Here is a 16363-nt window from a genome sequence, read left to right as displayed (position 1 = left end):
AAGGCAGTGCCACTATTGCTATGCAGACTCAAGGCAAAAGCAAATAGAGACTGCCAGGAGTCAGCAGCATTCGGACCAAGCCTCGGCGGACTACCTACGGTATTAGCCCATGAATTTTGACGACTCAACACCCTAGCCCATTCTTCCCGTCAGAGCAACCGTCTTGATCCTTGCCACCGCGAGATAGCCGAGCTAGCACTCGCCTTTAATCATGTCCGCGCCTACTCGAATCCTGAAATCCTTCGCCGCCCTGATCCTGCTTTGCCTGGCCTCCGCCTCCTTCGCCCAAGAGATGGAGCTCAACCCCAACGGCCCGGTCTCCCTGGACGAGCGCACCGGGGAAATCGTCGCTCCCGACGGGGGGCAGATCATCTTTGGCGACTGGCTGCTGCAGGCGGATTCCATCCGCTTCAACCAGCAGACCGGCGAGGCCAACGCGGAGGGAAACGTGGTGTTCAGCCGCGAGGACCTTCGCCTGATCGCGGACTCCCTGATCTACAAGCCCGAGCAGCAGTACGCCCGGGTGGAGAATTTTCGCGCCGGCAACGGCCGGGCCTACGTGGACGGCTCCCTCCTTGAGGGAAATCCGGACGAGTTTCGCTTTCACGACATCAATTTCTACCCGGGCGAGCCTGGCACCTTCCTCTTCGAAGCCCGAGCTGGCGAAGTGGCCCTGATCGACCAGAACGAAGTGCAGGGCAAGCGCCTCTTCTTCAAGGTCGGCCCGGTCCCCTTTCTGCTGATCCCGAACATCACCCAGCCGCTGGACGCGGAAACCAACCTCTTCAAGCCCAAGCTCGACTACAGCGGGCACATCGGAGCGTCCATCGGAGCCGAAGCCCTCGCCCCCGTGACCCGAAACCTGCGCCTCGGCGGCAACGTGGCCCTCACCTCCAAGCGCGGGGTCCTCTTCGGCCCCGCCGCTCGCTACACCGCGGAAAGCGAATCCCACCAGCTCAGCGGATCCTTCATCTCCGGCTACATCGACGATCAAGGCGATGCGGGCGACGACCTGAACGGCATGCCGATCGACTCCGAGCGCTACTTCGCGGAATGGCGACACAAGGAGTTCTGGCAGGACAACCGATTCTCCCTCTCAGCCGCCGCTCGCTACTGGTCCGATTCCGAAGTCACCCGCGACTTCTACGAGGACTCCTTCGACATCATGCAGGATCCGGACTCGTATCTGGAAGCCAACTACAACGGAGCGAACTGGCAGCTTTCCCTCTTCACCCGAGCGGCCCTCGGCGACTTTCAAAGCTACACCGAGCGCCTGCCGGAGCTGCGCTTCACCGTCTTCCCCACTTCCCTCGGACACGGTATCACCGCGGAAGGATTTCTCTCCGCGGCCAAGCTGGGCAGCGAGACCGCCTTCGGAGACGAGCTCTCCGGCGCCAAGCTCGATGGCTACTCCGGCATGGAGTGGAATCACGTCCTGCGCGACGGCGTGGTTTTCCGCCTCAAGGGCGGAGCCCGAGCCATCCGATACGAAGACGCGGAAGCGAGCTACGTTCGCTACAATATCAACACAAACGAGCCGATCTACGATTCCTTCGAAGTCAGCGGCATGAAAGCCTACGGCGATTTCGGCGCCGACCTGAGCATGAAGGCCTACCGAGTCTTCGACTTCAAGAACCGCACCTGGAACATCGACGGCATCCGCCACATCATCGAACCCAGCATCTCCTACCGCTACACGCCCGAGCTCTGGCGCGACGACGCCCTGGACCGCGAACCGTTTCCCGCCTTTTATCCCGCCATCTACGGGCCCATCTACGGCCGAAGCATCCTTCGGGCGGACCGCGGCGCCTTCGCCAGCTACCTGCCATCCATCGATATCGAGAACCGGCGCGATACCGACCTGCTCGCCGAAGATCACAAGGTCCGGCTTGCAGTGAAAAACCGGATACAGACCCGCCACAGGGACGGCGGATCGCGCGACCTGGCCCGTTTCGACGTCTCCACCGACTTCTACCTGAAGGGATCGGATTTCGCCCAGGAACAGTACTCGCTGCTCAATCTCGACTTCGAGCTGACGCCCGCGCCCTGGGTCTCGGTAGGCGTCTTTTCTCGCCTCGATCCGGAGGACGGCTTCTCCAACCAGGAGCTCAACACCCGCATCGAATTTAGAGACGAAGGCTACTGGCGCATCGTGTTCGGCTCCCACTTCCTGGAGGGCGTCTCCGCTGAACAGGCCGCCCCGGGCTCCTTCATCAACGGCCACCACTACGATCCGGGCACCTATTGGTTCGGTTGGCCCAACTACGGCAATAGCTACCCCACCTACACCAACGAGCGCATGGAGCAGTACTTCACCCACCTGGAGTACCAGTTCAGCGAAAACTTCAAACTCTACGCCACCACGCGCTACGACGACCAGTCCGGCGTCTTCTACGAGCAGCGCATCGGCCTCATGCAGCGAGCCCTGGAACGCTACGGACTGAAGTACGAGATCCGCTTCTACGACGGCGACCGCCGCGAGGACGATTTCGGCATCAGCCTCGGCATCGACCTCTTCGACGAATAAGGGAAACAGCCCGCAGATCGCTCTCCCGCCCGCTCGCTTAAAAACGCTGTCAAAGATCGACAGCTGTTTCGTTTTTGCTACACATCCTGCTGGCAGTTTCGCCACTCTGAGCCGCATCCTTCCTTCGCGCCTCACGACGCAACCCACCAAACCTCCAGTCACACCGTCTCAGTCATCATGCGCGAAGTCGCCTTGAACAAGGAAGCCCGGATGCATCGTCTGCAAAACCAGCGACGCATCACCTACTCGCTTATCGAGAGAGCCCGCACCTTGCTGGCGCCAGGCAAACCCTTCAGCCGCGAGCTCCACGAGCTCTTCCGCTCCCAAGGGAAATTCGGCTCCAAGGATCGTCGCCTCTACCGCGAGCTCATCTACACCTACCTGCGCTACCTGCCTTGGCTCGACCCGATCTACAAGGACCAGTCCGCGTTCATGAACGCCCTGATCTGTCTCGCCGCGCCTACGGAGGAAGTCAGCTCGCTGTATCCAACGCTTCCTGACAAAAGGCCGCCCGAGCTCCCGGAAGGGAAACGCCACAAGGTTTTGAAACGCGAAGACCACCAGCTGATGGAGCTGTTGCCGGACTGGTTTGCCAACCACTGCAAGCGGCACGTATCCATCCGCTCCTTGCTCCCGCTGATTTCTCGTCCGCCGCTCTGGCTGCGCATCCAGCGCGATCCTGAGGAGACCGTGCTGGACCAGCTGCGAAAAGCCCCTCCTAACGCAGAAATCGCCCAGCAGATCGCCCCTCATCCGGAGGTCCCTAACTGCTTGCACGCTCCCGCCGACTTCAAACTGACCGAGCTACCGGTCTACCTGAACGGCATGGTGGAGATCCAGGACATCAGCTCCCAGATCCTGCTCAACCTGATTCCCTCGCCCGTTCGCGGGAATTGGCTCGACGCCTGCGCCGGAGCCGGAGGCAAAACCCTGCAGCTGGCCAAGCTGCTAAAACCCTACGGCAAAGTGGACGCCTACGAGCCGAGAGCCTCCGCCGTGCGAGAGCTGTCGGCTCGGGTGAAGCGCTCCGAGCTGAGCAACATCACGCTGCTCGATCGCCGTCCCAGCTCCGGCCAGTACGACGGCGTTCTGGTGGACGCTCCCTGCAGCGGCTCGGGCACTTGGCGCCGGCATCCCTACCTCATGCGGCAAACCCGCGAGCGCGACGTTTTCGACTACGCGGAAAAGCAGTTCACCATCCTAAAAAGCTATGCCCCCCTGGTGAAAACTGGCGGATTGCTGGTCTACTGCACCTGCTCGCTCAGTCGTTTCGAAAACGAGGCGGTGACGGAGCGGTTTCTCAAAGCCAGCTCCGAGTACGAGCACCAGCCCCTGCCCAGCCAGTTCGGACTGCAGGATCACGGGCTCGGCATCACCGTGTATCCCGAGGACTTCAATGGCGACGGCCTCTACGTCGCCTGCCTCAAGAGAGTCCGCTAGCCAGGCCCGCCTCGCTTTTCGCCGCAAGGCGCCGCTTTGTGAACAATTTCGCATTGCCAGCGGCTCGTCGCCAGACGTGAATTCAGCCCGTGGAAGCGGATACCGACCCAAGAATAAAGCTCTCTGTCTTCGAAGGCCCCCTGGACCTTCTGCTTTTCCTTATCCGCAAGCACGAGATCGACGTCTACGACATTCCCATCGAGCTGGTGCTCGACCAGTACCTGGCGGTGATCAACAGCATGCAGCAGGTCAAGCTGGAGGTGGCAGGCGACTTCTTCGTCATGGCCGCCACCCTGATGGAGATCAAAAGCCGGCTGCTCCTGCCGAAACAGAAACGGGCCGCCTCCACCGAAGACGACGAGGACGACGATATCGATCCGCGCTGGGAGTTGGTTCACCAGCTTCTCGAATACAAGAAGTTCAAGGAAGCCGCCGACACTCTGGACAAGCTTTCCGACCGAGCCGCCCTCTTCAAGGAGCGCGACTACGCCTCGATCAACAAGCAGGAGACGCCAGTTCGCCCACTCAAGCCGGAGGACAAGATCTCCGTCTGGAACTCCTACAACATCGTGCTGCGCCGACTCACCGAAAAGCTGGTCATCGGCGAGATCAAGGACGACGCGGTCACGGTGGTGGACCAGATGGAATTGCTGATCGAAAAGATCAAAACCACCCGCGAGTTCACCTTCACCTCCCTCTTCGACGGACCGATCAGCCTCAAGATCCTGGTCGTCACCTTCATCGCCATCCTGGAGCTCACTCGCCTGAAGCGCCTCAAGGTGCAGCAGGACGCGGCCTTCAGCGACTTCATCGTGACCGGCCTGGAAGGGGGCGAGACGCTCAGCTTCGAGGACGAAAAGGTTCTTGATCAGCTTCCGGGTTGAGTCAGGCTCAGTGCCTAGTGAGAGACCAAAGACCTACACAAGCGCACTTGCTCGGTATAGGCCTCGACAATCAGGATGGTCACAAACGCATCACCAGAGCAGAGGAGTTTTCCATCGTTGGCGGTTCACAGGAAACCCACGAGAAAATGACCGAGACGGTGGTCAAGACCTTCGAGGATATGAAACGGGCAGGAAAACAGTTGAACAACATCGAGCAGAAGCACCTCGCGGAGCTCATCGAAAAGAACCGTCCCAAGGACTAGCAGTCCCGGGTGGCGCCCACGCCGCCCCATCCCCCCGCATGAACCGCCTCTCCGACAATCGTCCCCCTAGCCAGTCGCGCCTCACCATCGAGGACGCCCACGGACGTCAGGCGACAGAGATCGACGGCGGCAAACGGGGCGAGACGCTCATTGCAGCCGACGCGGAGGGGAATTCGTTGACTTTGCTCGAGGAGTACGCCGCCAGGCGAAACAAGCGACCCGTGAGGGCGGAATTAGCATTCAGCCTCTTCTGCGCCACCGCTTCGCTTGCATTTGCGGCGCTAATCTATTTTAAAACGCTCTAATCATGGCAGACATCATCAACCTGAACGAACAAAGCTTCAACGACGCGATCGCCAAGGCGAGCGGCCCTGTCCTCGTGGATTTCTGGGCTCCTTGGTGCGGCCCCTGCAAGGCCATCGCCCCATTGCTCGAGGAAATAGCCGGCGAACTGGACGGCAAAGCGGCCATCACCAAAGTGAACGTCGATGAAAACAGCGCCATCGCTGCCAAGTTCAATGTGCGCGCCATACCGACCTTGATCCTCTTCAAGGATGGCGAACAGGTTGAGCAGATCGTAGGCATGGTCGGCAAGGACGACCTCAAGTCGAAGATCGAATCCCACATCTAAAGCGTCGCCGCCGGACGGCCACCCACTTTCAAAACGAAGCCCTCGATCGCCAGACCGAGGGCTTTTTGTTTGGGCATGACGCCTCCGCAAGGAGAGAGCGCCCCAAGCTACTCCACCGTCTGATCCATGGGCATGCCGAGCTTTTCGAACATATCGCGGCGCCCCGCCTTGTCCGCCTCCAGAATCCGGTGAGCGTACTGGGCCACGTCCTTGGCCACCTTGCGCGGCACCACGATCACTCCGTCGCCATCGGCCACCACCACGTCTCCCGGCATGACGAGCACGCCACCGACCACGATGGGGCGGTTGATGGACTCGATTTCGTTGCGCCCGGGTCGAATGCCTCGCCCCTTCTTGCGCAAGTAAAGCGGCACTTCCTGCATGGCGATCTCGTCGGTGTCACGCGAGGTCGCATCCGTCACCACTCCGACCGCGCCGAGCGACTTCCAGAGTAGGATGTTGTAGGAGCCGATCGACCCCACGTCAGCGGTTTCCACATCGTCCAGCACCACCACCGAACCGGGAAACAGGTGATCCGCGAAGGGCTCGGAGGAATACTGGTTGTAGAAGTTTCCCACCCATGCATCGAAATCCTCGCCCGGCTCCGGTCCGGCCCGCCGCTGCGTGGGCACATAGCGAGCGGTCACCGCGATGCCGCGAAACACATGCTTGAGGGTTTCGTGGTCCACCCAGTCCGGGTGGATGGCCGGATCCACCAGCCCCGTGTCCGCCAAGCCCACGAAATCCATGCCGTCGGAAACGTCCGCCACCCGCAGCCCTTGGTAGAGCTGCAGGATCGCGTCGTTCTCCTCCTGGGTATAGGTCCGAGTCTCGATATAGTTTTGCGGTTGGCCTTTCGTGTCGTCCTGAGAAAACGCGGGCGTCGTCGCCGCGCAGAGTGAGGCTGTCGCCAAAACAAGAATGCGTTTGTCGATCATAGTCGGGGTGTCCTTCGGTTTTTGGGGTTTCGTTGCGCCGCCCGCAGAGACGAGCGGCAGTCGCCAAGGTTGAAAAAAAGACAGCGCATCGCAGCGATTCTTCAAACCTTGTGAATATATCTCAAGGGATTTGAGATTGACTAGCCTAGCGCCCTTACGCGTAGTTTGCCTACCCCCTTTTAGCTCACCCTTAAGAGAATCGCTATGTCATCCCCGCAGACCCCGTCACCGTCCTCCAAGGGCAGCGAAAACGTGTCCTTTTCCTCAAAAGTCATCTACGGACTCGGATCCGGCAACGACATGTGGGGGAACTGGCTCTACCCGACCTTCGCCTGGACCGTCTTCAACATGTATCTCGGACTTCCGGGCAAGATGGTCAGCCTAGCCCTCACCATGCGTCTGGTCTGGGACATTTTCACCGATCCCTTCTTCGGTTGGTGGTCCGACAACACTCGAACGCGCTTCGGACGGCGCCGACCCTTCATCCTGATCGGCTCCATCCTCTCCGGCGTCACCTTCCCGCTGCTCTTCACGGTGGGAGACGGCTGGTCGGACACCGCCTACTTCGCCTGGATGATCGTATCGTCCATGCTTTTTATGACCATGGTCAGCTGCTACAACGTGCCTTATCAAAGCCTGGGCAACGAGCTGAGCCCGGACTACAGGGAACGCACCTCCATCTACGCGTTTCGCGGCAGCATCCAGAAGATCATGGAGGTGGGCATGTTTCTGGCCCCAGCCTTCGCCACCGCTCTGGCCTGGGAAAACGCTCGCCTGAGCGACGTGCCCGCTCGTCTGGGCGGCTTGATCTCCGGCGGCTTCCAATGGACCGGCGAGCTGCTTGCCGCATTGTTTTCCGGAAACGGCGACACCCTGCTTAGACTCGCTGAAATGCCCTTTGGCATGCGCTCCGGCACCGGCGAGGAAAACGTGAACGTGGTGCTGGGAGCCCAAGTCTACACCTCCATCCTTGGCGGCATCATGATCGTCATCGGCTGCGCGCTCTACTTCGGATTGAAGGAGCGCTACTACGACAAGCTTGTACAGAGCGCCCCCAGCAAGGTCCGCATCACCGAAACCCTGGGCGAAGTGCTCAAGTGCAAGCCCTTTCGAGTGCAGCTTTCCATGGGCCTCGCCTACTCGCTCGGCCTGAGCATGGTGGGCACGCTCGGCCTCTACGCCACGGTCTACTACGTGAGCGCCGGCAACCTGACCGAAGGCAACTTGTGGAACTTTCGCATGGGTCTCTCGAACATGTTCTTCGGCTTCCTCGGCCCGGTGATCTTCGGCGGCCTGATCGGCCGTTGGCTCGACAAGCGAAACACCATTCTCATCATCCAGGCCTGCGCCGTGGCGGTCTTCACCGCTACCTGGTGGCTGTACAGTCCCGAGGTCAAGTGGCTGCAGCTCTTCGCCTCCGGCCTCATCGCCTTCACTCAGGCCGCCTTCTGGATGATGTACGGCTCCATCGGAGCGGACGTCATCGACTACGACGAACTGCAAAGCGGCAAACGTCGCGAAGGGGCCTTCACCGCTTGCGGCACCTACGTCATGAAAATCGGCATGGTGCTGGGCACCTTCATCACCGGCTTCGTGCTGGACTGGACCGGTTTCGACGCCGAACTCGGCGGCGACCAGGACCCGAGCGCCATCTTCTGGATACGCTTCCTTTTCGCCGCGGTGCCCATCGCAGGCATCGTCGTGTCCTTCATCATGATCGTCAGCTTCCCGCTCAGCCGGGAAAAGATGCGAGAAATCCGCCAGCAGCTGGAAGCCCGACGCGGAGCGGTCTAGCCGACTGCGGATCCGATAGCCGCTTTCCTGCGGAAGGCGGCTACCCTATCGATTCATCCTAGAAAAAAACGGACGACCATTGGAGGCCGCCCGTTTTTGTCCTAAATTTCCTGATACGTATCGAAGAGCGACCTAGCTCGAATCGACTCCTTGACCGCTTTCAAGCTGGTCTTGTCACGAGGCGACACGCGTATCGATCGGGTCTCGCCGGGCAGCAGATGGATGAAGTTGTCGGAGTAGCGGGCGGCGATGCCCTTGAGCTCCAGCCAGGTCCAAAGCGATGGCTTGCTGGCCGATAGCGTCACCTCGAAGGAACCGCCATCTGACTTCTTCACTTTGCAGGAAAGCTTCGGGTCCTGCAGCTTGAGGTGCTTGGGCCGAGCCAGCGTGACGAGGTTTTCGCTCACCACCTCACCGTCCTGGCTGAGGAAAAGCTTCACCAGCAATCCGCGCTCGCCATGCTCCTTGACCAGCTTCGCCAACGAAAGCGTTTTCACCGTTTTGGAGGCGTTCGCGGGCACCCGCAGCGCCTTGGACCCCGACTCCAGCTCGTCGCCGCTGAGATCGACCACCTTCCATGCCACGGTGGCTTTGGCCCTCTGAAGCTGATCGCTGACCACATGGATCTCCACATTCTTCGTATCCAGATCCTCAACACCGGTGACCAGCAGCGGAGCGAAGAAATCGCGAGCGGCGTAGTGCAAGGCTTTCCATTTTCCGAAATAGTCCAGCGAAGACCAGCTCGCCACCTGCCAGCAGTCGTTGAGCTGCCAATACAAGGCGCCCATGCAGCGCGGCTTGTTCATGCGCCAGTGCTCAACGGCGTACTTGATAGCCAACCCCTGCAGAATCTGCGTCAACCAGACCGTGTTTTCAAAGCCGACCGGCAAGCGAAACCAGCTAAGCATGTAGTCGATGATGGCGCTGTTGCCGATCGGGCTGCGCTGGTGATGCTCCATCACGAAGGAGGTGACGTTGCGCTCTTCCGGCTCCGTATAGGTCTCGATGGTGCTGGGCTCGGGAAAGCTCTGAAATCCGAACTCGCTGCAGAAGCGGTGAAACGCGGTGCGATACCACTCGAAAGGTCGACGCCCGTGCCAGACCTTCCAAAGGTGGGCGTCTCCACAATCTGGATTCTGCGAGTACTTTCGATCGCCCACCGGAGAATGCTCGCTAGATGGCCAATACGCCCGCTGGTTGTCGTTCTGCTTCACCACCTTGCCGATGATGCGATCAAAAAGGTTGATATACTCGTCCCAAGGCATTTGCCCTGGCTCGTCCCCCAGAATGGGCGGGATGTGCTCCAGCTCGTTGTTGCCGCACCAGAGAGCGACGCTGGCATGGTGACGAAGCCGACGCACCTGCTGGCCGATTTCCACCTTCACGTTCGCCACCCAATCGTCGTCGAATCCTGGATACGCGGCGCAAGCGAACATGAAGTCCTGCCACACGCAGATGCCCAGCTCGTCGCAATCGTCGTAGAAGGCGTCGCGCTCGTACTTTCCGCCGCCCCAGACGCGGACCATGTTCATGTTCGCGTCGCGGGCCGACTCCAGCAAGGAGCGGTTGCGCTCGTCGGTTCCCCAAACGTCGAACTGGTCGGATGGGATCCAATTGGCGCCCTTGGCGAAAAAGCGGTGCCCATTGGCCTGAAAGCAGAACGATTCTCCCCACTGGTCCTTTTCGCGCACCAAGGTTAGTTCGCGGATACCGATGCGCTTGACCTCACGATCGAGCACCGCTCCGGATTCGTCCACCAGCTCGACCGAAACTGTGTACAGCGGCTGCTCGCCCAAGCCGTTGGGCCACCAAAGCTGCGGATTCCTGATCGTCATCTCGAGCGCCGCACGCTTGCGAGCGACCGACGACTGAGCAGTGGCCACGACATCGCCATCCTTGGAAATCTCCACCCGGGCCAACAGTTTCGAACGCTTCACCACGCTGCAGGAAACATCCACCGATACCGTGGCCTTCTTGAAGCTTTGGGAAAGCGTCTGCGAGACGCGCGTATCCTCGATCCTCGCCGTATTTACGGATCGGATACCGATGGAACGCCAGATTCCCATGGTCACGATCATGGGTCCCCAGTCCCAGCCGTAGTTGCTCTGCTCCTTGCGCACCCACTGTCCTCCTTCGAGGCGATGATGGCCGATCCCGGTCTGCCAGAGGAAGCGCTCCTCCTGCTTCCGCCGGCCGTAGGGCATCGGCGAGCGCAGCGTCACGCTGATGCTATTCTCCCCCTCGCGCAAGAGGGCCTTCACATCGAACTCCCACTGGCGAAACATGTTGTCGGTCTCCGCCAGCTTCCGGCCATTGATGTGGATTTCCGCAAAGGTGTCCAAGCCCTGGCAAACCAGCTCCAAACGCTCGCTTCGCAAAAACGCCGGCGACAGCTCGAAGCTACGCGTGTAGGTCCAGTTCTCCTCCCCCACCCACTGCACTTGCGTCTCGTTGTCCCGGAAATAGGGATCTGGAATCAGGTTTTCGCGGCGCAGGTCGGCATGAACGCAGCCCGGGACCACGGCAGAGATTTCGATCTTCTTCGGCCCTTTGAGGGTCCAGTTTCCATCGAGAGAGAACGTTTCAGACATAGACGGTTGTGTTGTGTAGGTTGCTTCGTTCGGACTTGGCTTCACGACGCTGCGCAAATCCCCAAAATGCTCCAGAACTTAATTCATCGGAGTTTTAGCGTAAAACATGCGTTTCATGCAGGCCCAAAAAAGCGCTCCCTTAAGAGGAGCGCTCGGTCGCGCGGCGGCGGGACCCTGCGGCTAGTCCGCCAGGGCTTTCTCCACCAGGCGTCGCTCCGCTTCGCCCAGTTCCAGAGCCAAGGCCGCTTCGCGCCCCTTGTCGCTCATCTTGGCCCAGCTCTTCTTCAAGATGCCGATCATCTTCTCTTCGTCGGTCTTGGTTTTGAAGGCGGCGAACTGCTTTTCCAGAAACACTAGGCAGAGGGCGTCCTCCATGGTCTGGCAATCGGGATCGCTCTTGAGATTCTTCTTCAGATTCAGGTCGCTGACGGCCTGGATGGTCTTCTGGTCGTAGCCGACCTCCTCCAGGATGGAAGCGGTCTTCCGAGCGTGAAACTTCTTGAGATCGCTGCGCCACTTCAGGTAGCCCGCCCGGTCGCGCGGGTAGTCCTCGCGCGGGATCATCCAGCGGCAAATGTGCTGTCCGCGGGCCGCCAGCATGAGCGTCTCCGAAGCCTCAGGATCGAGGGTGAGCACCCAGCGCGTGAGCTGCACGCTGAAATAGAGCTCGAAGCCCACGTTGCGCCCGCCCAGCGTAGCCCGGTTGCGATCATTGTCGTTCTGCAGGTCGATCTCGCCAATCGCTGTTAAAAACCGTGTCTCGTCCGAAACGCGGCCCAGTTGCTCGCGCAGCAATTGATGATCGAAAGTTCGTTCCATGGGCCAGAAACATAGCGTGAGCCAAGCTCGAATCAATCTCTCGTTTCGTCGCCGATCGCAAATTCTCCCCAATCCCGCCATATGGAGCCACTTGCCTCCAAGGGTGAATCGCGTTCGCCAAATCTCCCCGCTAAGCCACCCGGGCGCGGGGCCGTTCACGGGCAGCGGCGCCAGACCCTAATCCTTTTCCCCAGCTCACGCTCAAGGCCGCGGATCCGCTTTCAAGCTTCCCTTCGGCGACGGCGGATTTAACAATCCGTTTACATTCACAAGACTTTTACAGTCTCGGCAACCCGCATCCCAATCGACGCATGTTCTCCAAACCGATCCGTACCGCCACCCTCGCTCTCGGCCTCGCCGCTAGCCTCATCTCCACCGCGATCGCTGGCCCGCAGCTGATGCAGGGTCCCATGCTCGGTCACGTCACTCCAGACTCCGCGCGCATCTGGGCTCGCGTGGCAGGCGACGCGGAATTCACCGTGCAGTACAGCAAGAGCGCCAATTTCGAAAACGCCAAGACCACCGCTCCGGTGCGAGCCAGCGAAGAAAACGACTTTTGCGTGGAAGCGATCATCGAGGACCTCGAGCCTAGCTCCTTCTACTACTATCAAGTTCTGGTCGACGGCCAGCCCCTGAGCTCGGCTCGCGAAAAGGAGGGATACCCCTTTCTGACGGCGCCTTCCGAGGAAATGCCGGTTCGCTTTTCCATCGCCTTCGGCGCCGGAGCGAAAACCGAGATCGACGGCATGCAAGCCATCTGGCTCCAGGTGCAAAACGCTCGGCCGCACCTCTTCTTCTGGCTCGGCGACAATGAATCCGCCGAAGGCCTCAGCCCTGCCTTCCAGGCCGAGCAATACCGAAAGCAGCGCGGCATCCCCTTCCTGCAGCCGCTTCTGCGCTCCATCCCGCAGCTGGCGACCTGGGACGGAGCCGGTCGCAGCGAGCCGAAGTCTCTCGACGTCTTCCGACGCTACTGGGCCAACCCCTCCTATGGAACCAGCGAAACGCCGGGCTCCTTCTTCAAGCACAGCTACGGCGGCGTGGACTTCTTCGTGCTCGATACCTACAGCTTCCGCAAGCAAGGCCAGCGCCCCACGTTGCTTGGCCAAGAGCAGCTCGATTGGGTGAAGGACGAGCTCTCACGCAGCGAAGCCCCCTTCAAGGTCCTGCTCAGCAGCAGCAGCTGGACGGACATCAAGGAGAGCAGCGCCTCCACTTGGATGGCCTTTCCGCAGGAGCGAAACGAGCTGCTGAGCTACATCAAGAGCGAGGAAATACCAGGCGTGATGCTCATCTCCGGCGACAACGATCAGGCGGAAGTGAAAGCCATACCCATGTCGGACGTCGGTGGATACGATCTCTACGAACTGGTCTCCAGCCCCTTGGCGCAGGATCCTACCGCCAGCTTCGACGCTCAGGATCCGTCCACCATCACCATTCACGAGCCCTATTCCGCTACCATGAACTTCGGATTGCTGACCTTCGACATGACGCAGCAGGACCCGCAGATGTCGTTCGAGATCATAAACGTATTCGGCGAAAGCGTCTTCCCGACACTCGAGGTGCAGGCGAGCGAACTCACCAACGGAACCGCTTCCTGGCAGACCAAGGTGGACGATCCACAAGCCTTCGCCTACGCTGACGAAGCACCCGCCGCTCCCTCCGAAGCGACCATCCGCTAGGCAAAAGGCAGGGCGTGGCCGCCGAGCCACGCCGCCGCTGCCCGATCAAAAAAAAGGCTCGACGCCCCCGACTCCAGAGAACGGAAACAGGGCGCCCTCCGCCTATTCGACTGGCCCGATCACCAGCTCCACCCGATTCTCCTCCGAGAAGTAACGCTTTGCGAAATCCTGTAGGGAATCGATCGATACAGCGTCGATGCGATCCCCATAGTTCCGCCAATCGTTTATCGGCAGGCCGTAGACCGCGTCCAGCACCGCCTGGCTGGCGCAGGAGGAGTTGGTCTGCATGCTCATGCGCTTAGCCGCCTTGAGACGCTTCTTGCAGCGGGCAAGCTCGTCCTCCGCTACCCGCCCTTCCGATACGCGCTTCACCTCTCGGTCCAGTTCCGCGATAACCTCCTGGTAGCGTTCCGGGGCCGTGCCTGCGTAAAAATAGAACATGGTCGTATTCAGTCCAACGATACGCGAAGAGCGAACGAAGTAGGCTAGGCTTAGCTTTTCGCGTACTCGATCAAACAGCTCGCTGGACATCCCGGAGAACAATTCGTCCGCGACCTCCGAGATGAAATAGTCGACTCCCTTGAGTCCCGGGGCCGGGTAGGCATGGAAAACGATCGCTTGCTGGCGATCCATCGAAACCCGGTGGACTCCCGGCTGGGCCGGCTTTTCGAAAACGAATTGAGGCGTGACCAGGCTGCCTTCAGCGAACTTCTCGATCAATGCAGCCATCTGAGGCTTCAATGTCTCCGTCGTGAAGTCGCCCGAAACCGCTATGGAGAGATTTCCGCTCACTACGACGCTACGCCAAAACGCCTTCACGTCTTCCAAGGTTATGGACGCCACCGTATCCAAACTTCCACTTCCCCCGATACGCAAAGGATGCTCGCCGAAGAAACGGCGACGCAGCTCCTCGCGGCCGCAGGTCACGATGTCGTCCAGATTCTCCTTCAGCCCAGCAAGGTGCGATTGCTTTTCGATCTCGAAGACCTCCTCGTCGAAGCTCGGTCGCAGCAGCGCTTCCTCCAGGAGGTCGAGCGCCAGCGGCAGGTCCGTAGACAGGACTTCCAGAGCGAAACCGAAGCTGTTGTTTCCCGAAAACTCGTAAAACGTGCCGCCAGCTCCCTCGATCGCTTCCGCGACCTCCAAGGCGCTGCGCTTGGCGGTGTCCTTGGTCATCATGGTGGAGAGCAAGGCGGAGAGGCCTTGCTTGTCTCGCGGCTCGAACAGCGATCCCGCCTGCAGGGCGACCCGGATGTGCACGCTGGGCAGACGGCGATTCTCTCGCGTCAGCAAGGCGCATCCATTGGGAAACCGCGTTTCCTCGAAATCCCAAACCGGGCTGTCGGCTTGCAGAGCGTCGTCTTCCTTGGCCTGCTCGCTCTTGGGATTCAGCGTCACAACAGTCAGGCGATCCCAGCGTATCCAAGTCTTGAGCACGCGAGCCAAGTCCTCGGCAGTGACCTCTCCAATGCGTTTCAGGTAGTTTTTGGCGTAGCCAAGATCTCCCACCACCACTTCGGCCGCGCCGAGACGAGCCGCTTGACCGCTGACCGTCTTGCGCGAATTCACTTCGTTGACCAGTAGCTGGCGTCGAACCTTCGCTACGATTTCCTCGGAGAAGGAATCGACATCGAGGCGTTCGACGTAGCGACGCAGCTCCTTCAACGCCGCGTCGCGCTTGTCGGGGTCGCACAGGAGCGAAACGTAGAAAACGCCAACCGAACCCGGCGTCCAGTTCGAGACGTCGACATTGTGGACCAGCTGCGTCTCCTCGCGCAGATGCTGGTAGAGCAAGGAGCTGTCGCCGCTCCCCAAAGCCACCGACAGAGCGTCCAAGGCCGGCGTGTCCGCATGCGTCAAACCGGGCACTTGAAATCCCATGGCCACGCGAGAGATCTGCACGTCCTCGTAAAGGTCGCGACGTCGCTCCGCCAGCTGCAGAGGCTCGTCCGGCAGATAGATGGTGGGCAGAGGCTTGCGGGCGAAGGGTCCGAACCACTTCTCGACGCTGCGGCGCATCTCAGCCAAGTCGAAATCGCCCGTGACCACCACCACGGCATTGTTCGGCGCGTAGCGGGCGTTGTAGTAGTCGAGCAGATCCTGGCGGGTGATGCGATTGAAGACGTCCTTGTATCCGATAATCGGGTACCGATAGTTGTGCTTGTTGAAGGCAGTCTCGAACAGCGTGTGCATGACCTTGCCGTCCGGATCGTCCTCGCCCATGGCGATTTCCCGATTGATCACCTCGCGCTCCTTGTCCACCTCCTCCTCGGGGAAAGAAGAGGAAAACACCGAATCGCTGAGCACGTCGAGAGCCACCTCCACGTTTTCCGAAGGCACGTCGATGTAGTAGACGGTTCGATCGAAGGTGGTGTAGGCATTGATGTAGCCACCCGACTCGTGCACCTCGCGGGCGATCTCCTTGCCCACGCGACGTTCGGCGCCCTTGAAAAGCATGTGCTCCACGAAATGCGAGATTCCGGAGCCGAGGTGCCTGTCCTCGTGCACGCTGCCGGTCTTCACCCAAACCTGCACCGAACAGACCGGCGAGGAGCGATCGGTTTTCAGCAGGGCGGTCAGGCCATTGGGCAAGAGGTAGCGTTCCACCGGCTCCTTCAGAAGCGGGGCGATCAAGGAGCGGCTATCGTCAACAGAGCGGTTTTGCGGAAAATCGGTCATAGATGGGGCCTATGCACGAACGAGAATACGCGTCTCCGCAATGCAAAATCGTTGCCCGCGGCCGCAAATGGCCACCACCGCCCCGCTTGGCTCCCAGCGCTCCGCCGCACGGCGA

Annotated in this window: 12 protein-coding genes; 8 read left to right on the top strand and 4 right to left on the bottom strand. The window is 60.2% G+C overall.

Annotated elements, in window-relative coordinates:
- Positions 1-211: 211 nt before the first annotated feature.
- The 6 genes from QEH54_RS19130 to trxA all read left to right on the top strand — a co-directional run bounded on the left by QEH54_RS19130 (position 212) and on the right by trxA (position 5745).
- Entirely contained in the window at positions 212-2527 is a 2316-nt protein-coding gene (locus QEH54_RS19130) for a putative LPS assembly protein LptD (RefSeq protein ID WP_309020316.1), read from the top strand.
- Between the two features lie 177 nt (positions 2528-2704).
- Positions 2705-3967, top strand: coding sequence for an RsmB/NOP family class I SAM-dependent RNA methyltransferase (locus QEH54_RS19125; RefSeq protein ID WP_309020315.1), 1263 nt, complete (start codon positions 2705-2707; stop codon positions 3965-3967).
- 89 nt (positions 3968-4056) lie between these two features.
- Positions 4057-4851, top strand: a complete 795-nt coding sequence (locus QEH54_RS19120; RefSeq protein WP_309020314.1) for a segregation/condensation protein A — start codon at positions 4057-4059, stop codon at positions 4849-4851.
- A gap of 47 nt (positions 4852-4898) precedes the next feature.
- Positions 4899-5114, top strand: coding sequence for a hypothetical protein (locus QEH54_RS19115; RefSeq protein WP_309020313.1), 216 nt, complete (start codon positions 4899-4901; stop codon positions 5112-5114).
- A gap of 38 nt (positions 5115-5152) precedes the next feature.
- On the top strand, positions 5153-5419 hold the full coding sequence (locus tag QEH54_RS19110) for a hypothetical protein (protein ID WP_309020312.1): 267 nt from the start codon (positions 5153-5155) through the stop codon (positions 5417-5419).
- A 2-nt stretch (positions 5420-5421) separates the two neighbouring features.
- Positions 5422-5745, top strand: coding sequence for a thioredoxin (trxA, locus tag QEH54_RS19105; protein ID WP_309020311.1), 324 nt, complete (start codon positions 5422-5424; stop codon positions 5743-5745).
- Between the two features lie 107 nt (positions 5746-5852).
- Here the strand turns inward: trxA and QEH54_RS19100 are convergent, their stop codons facing one another.
- Positions 5853-6683, bottom strand: coding sequence for a hypothetical protein (locus QEH54_RS19100; protein WP_309020310.1), 831 nt, complete (start codon positions 6681-6683; stop codon positions 5853-5855).
- A gap of 204 nt (positions 6684-6887) precedes the next feature.
- On the opposite strand from QEH54_RS19100, the gene QEH54_RS19095 reads away from it, so the two are divergent.
- Positions 6888-8477, top strand: a complete 1590-nt coding sequence (locus tag QEH54_RS19095; RefSeq protein WP_309020309.1) for an MFS transporter — start codon at positions 6888-6890, stop codon at positions 8475-8477.
- A 101-nt stretch (positions 8478-8578) separates the two neighbouring features.
- Here QEH54_RS19095 and QEH54_RS19090 read toward each other — a convergent pair whose 3' ends face one another.
- Positions 8579-11068 (bottom strand): glycoside hydrolase family 2 protein, encoded by a 2490-nt coding sequence (locus QEH54_RS19090; protein WP_309020308.1) that lies wholly within the window; start codon positions 11066-11068, stop codon positions 8579-8581.
- A gap of 180 nt (positions 11069-11248) precedes the next feature.
- Entirely contained in the window at positions 11249-11887 is a 639-nt protein-coding gene (locus tag QEH54_RS19085; protein WP_309020307.1) for a DUF4202 domain-containing protein, read from the bottom strand.
- Positions 11888-12198: 311 nt separating this feature from the next.
- Between QEH54_RS19085 and QEH54_RS19080 the strand changes: the two genes are divergently transcribed.
- Positions 12199-13569 (top strand): alkaline phosphatase D family protein, encoded by a 1371-nt coding sequence (locus QEH54_RS19080; protein ID WP_309020306.1) that lies wholly within the window; start codon positions 12199-12201, stop codon positions 13567-13569.
- A 102-nt stretch (positions 13570-13671) separates the two neighbouring features.
- Here QEH54_RS19080 and QEH54_RS19075 read toward each other — a convergent pair whose 3' ends face one another.
- Positions 13672-16248, bottom strand: coding sequence for a pitrilysin family protein (locus tag QEH54_RS19075; RefSeq protein WP_309020305.1), 2577 nt, complete (start codon positions 16246-16248; stop codon positions 13672-13674).
- Positions 16249-16363: the final 115 nt, after the last annotated feature.

This window comes from Pelagicoccus sp. SDUM812003 (assembly GCF_031127815.1).
GTDB lineage: Bacteria > Verrucomicrobiota > Verrucomicrobiia > Opitutales > Opitutaceae > Pelagicoccus.
Note: the sequence above shows the minus strand (reverse complement) of the source record. Positions and strands in the feature narration are given on the sequence as shown.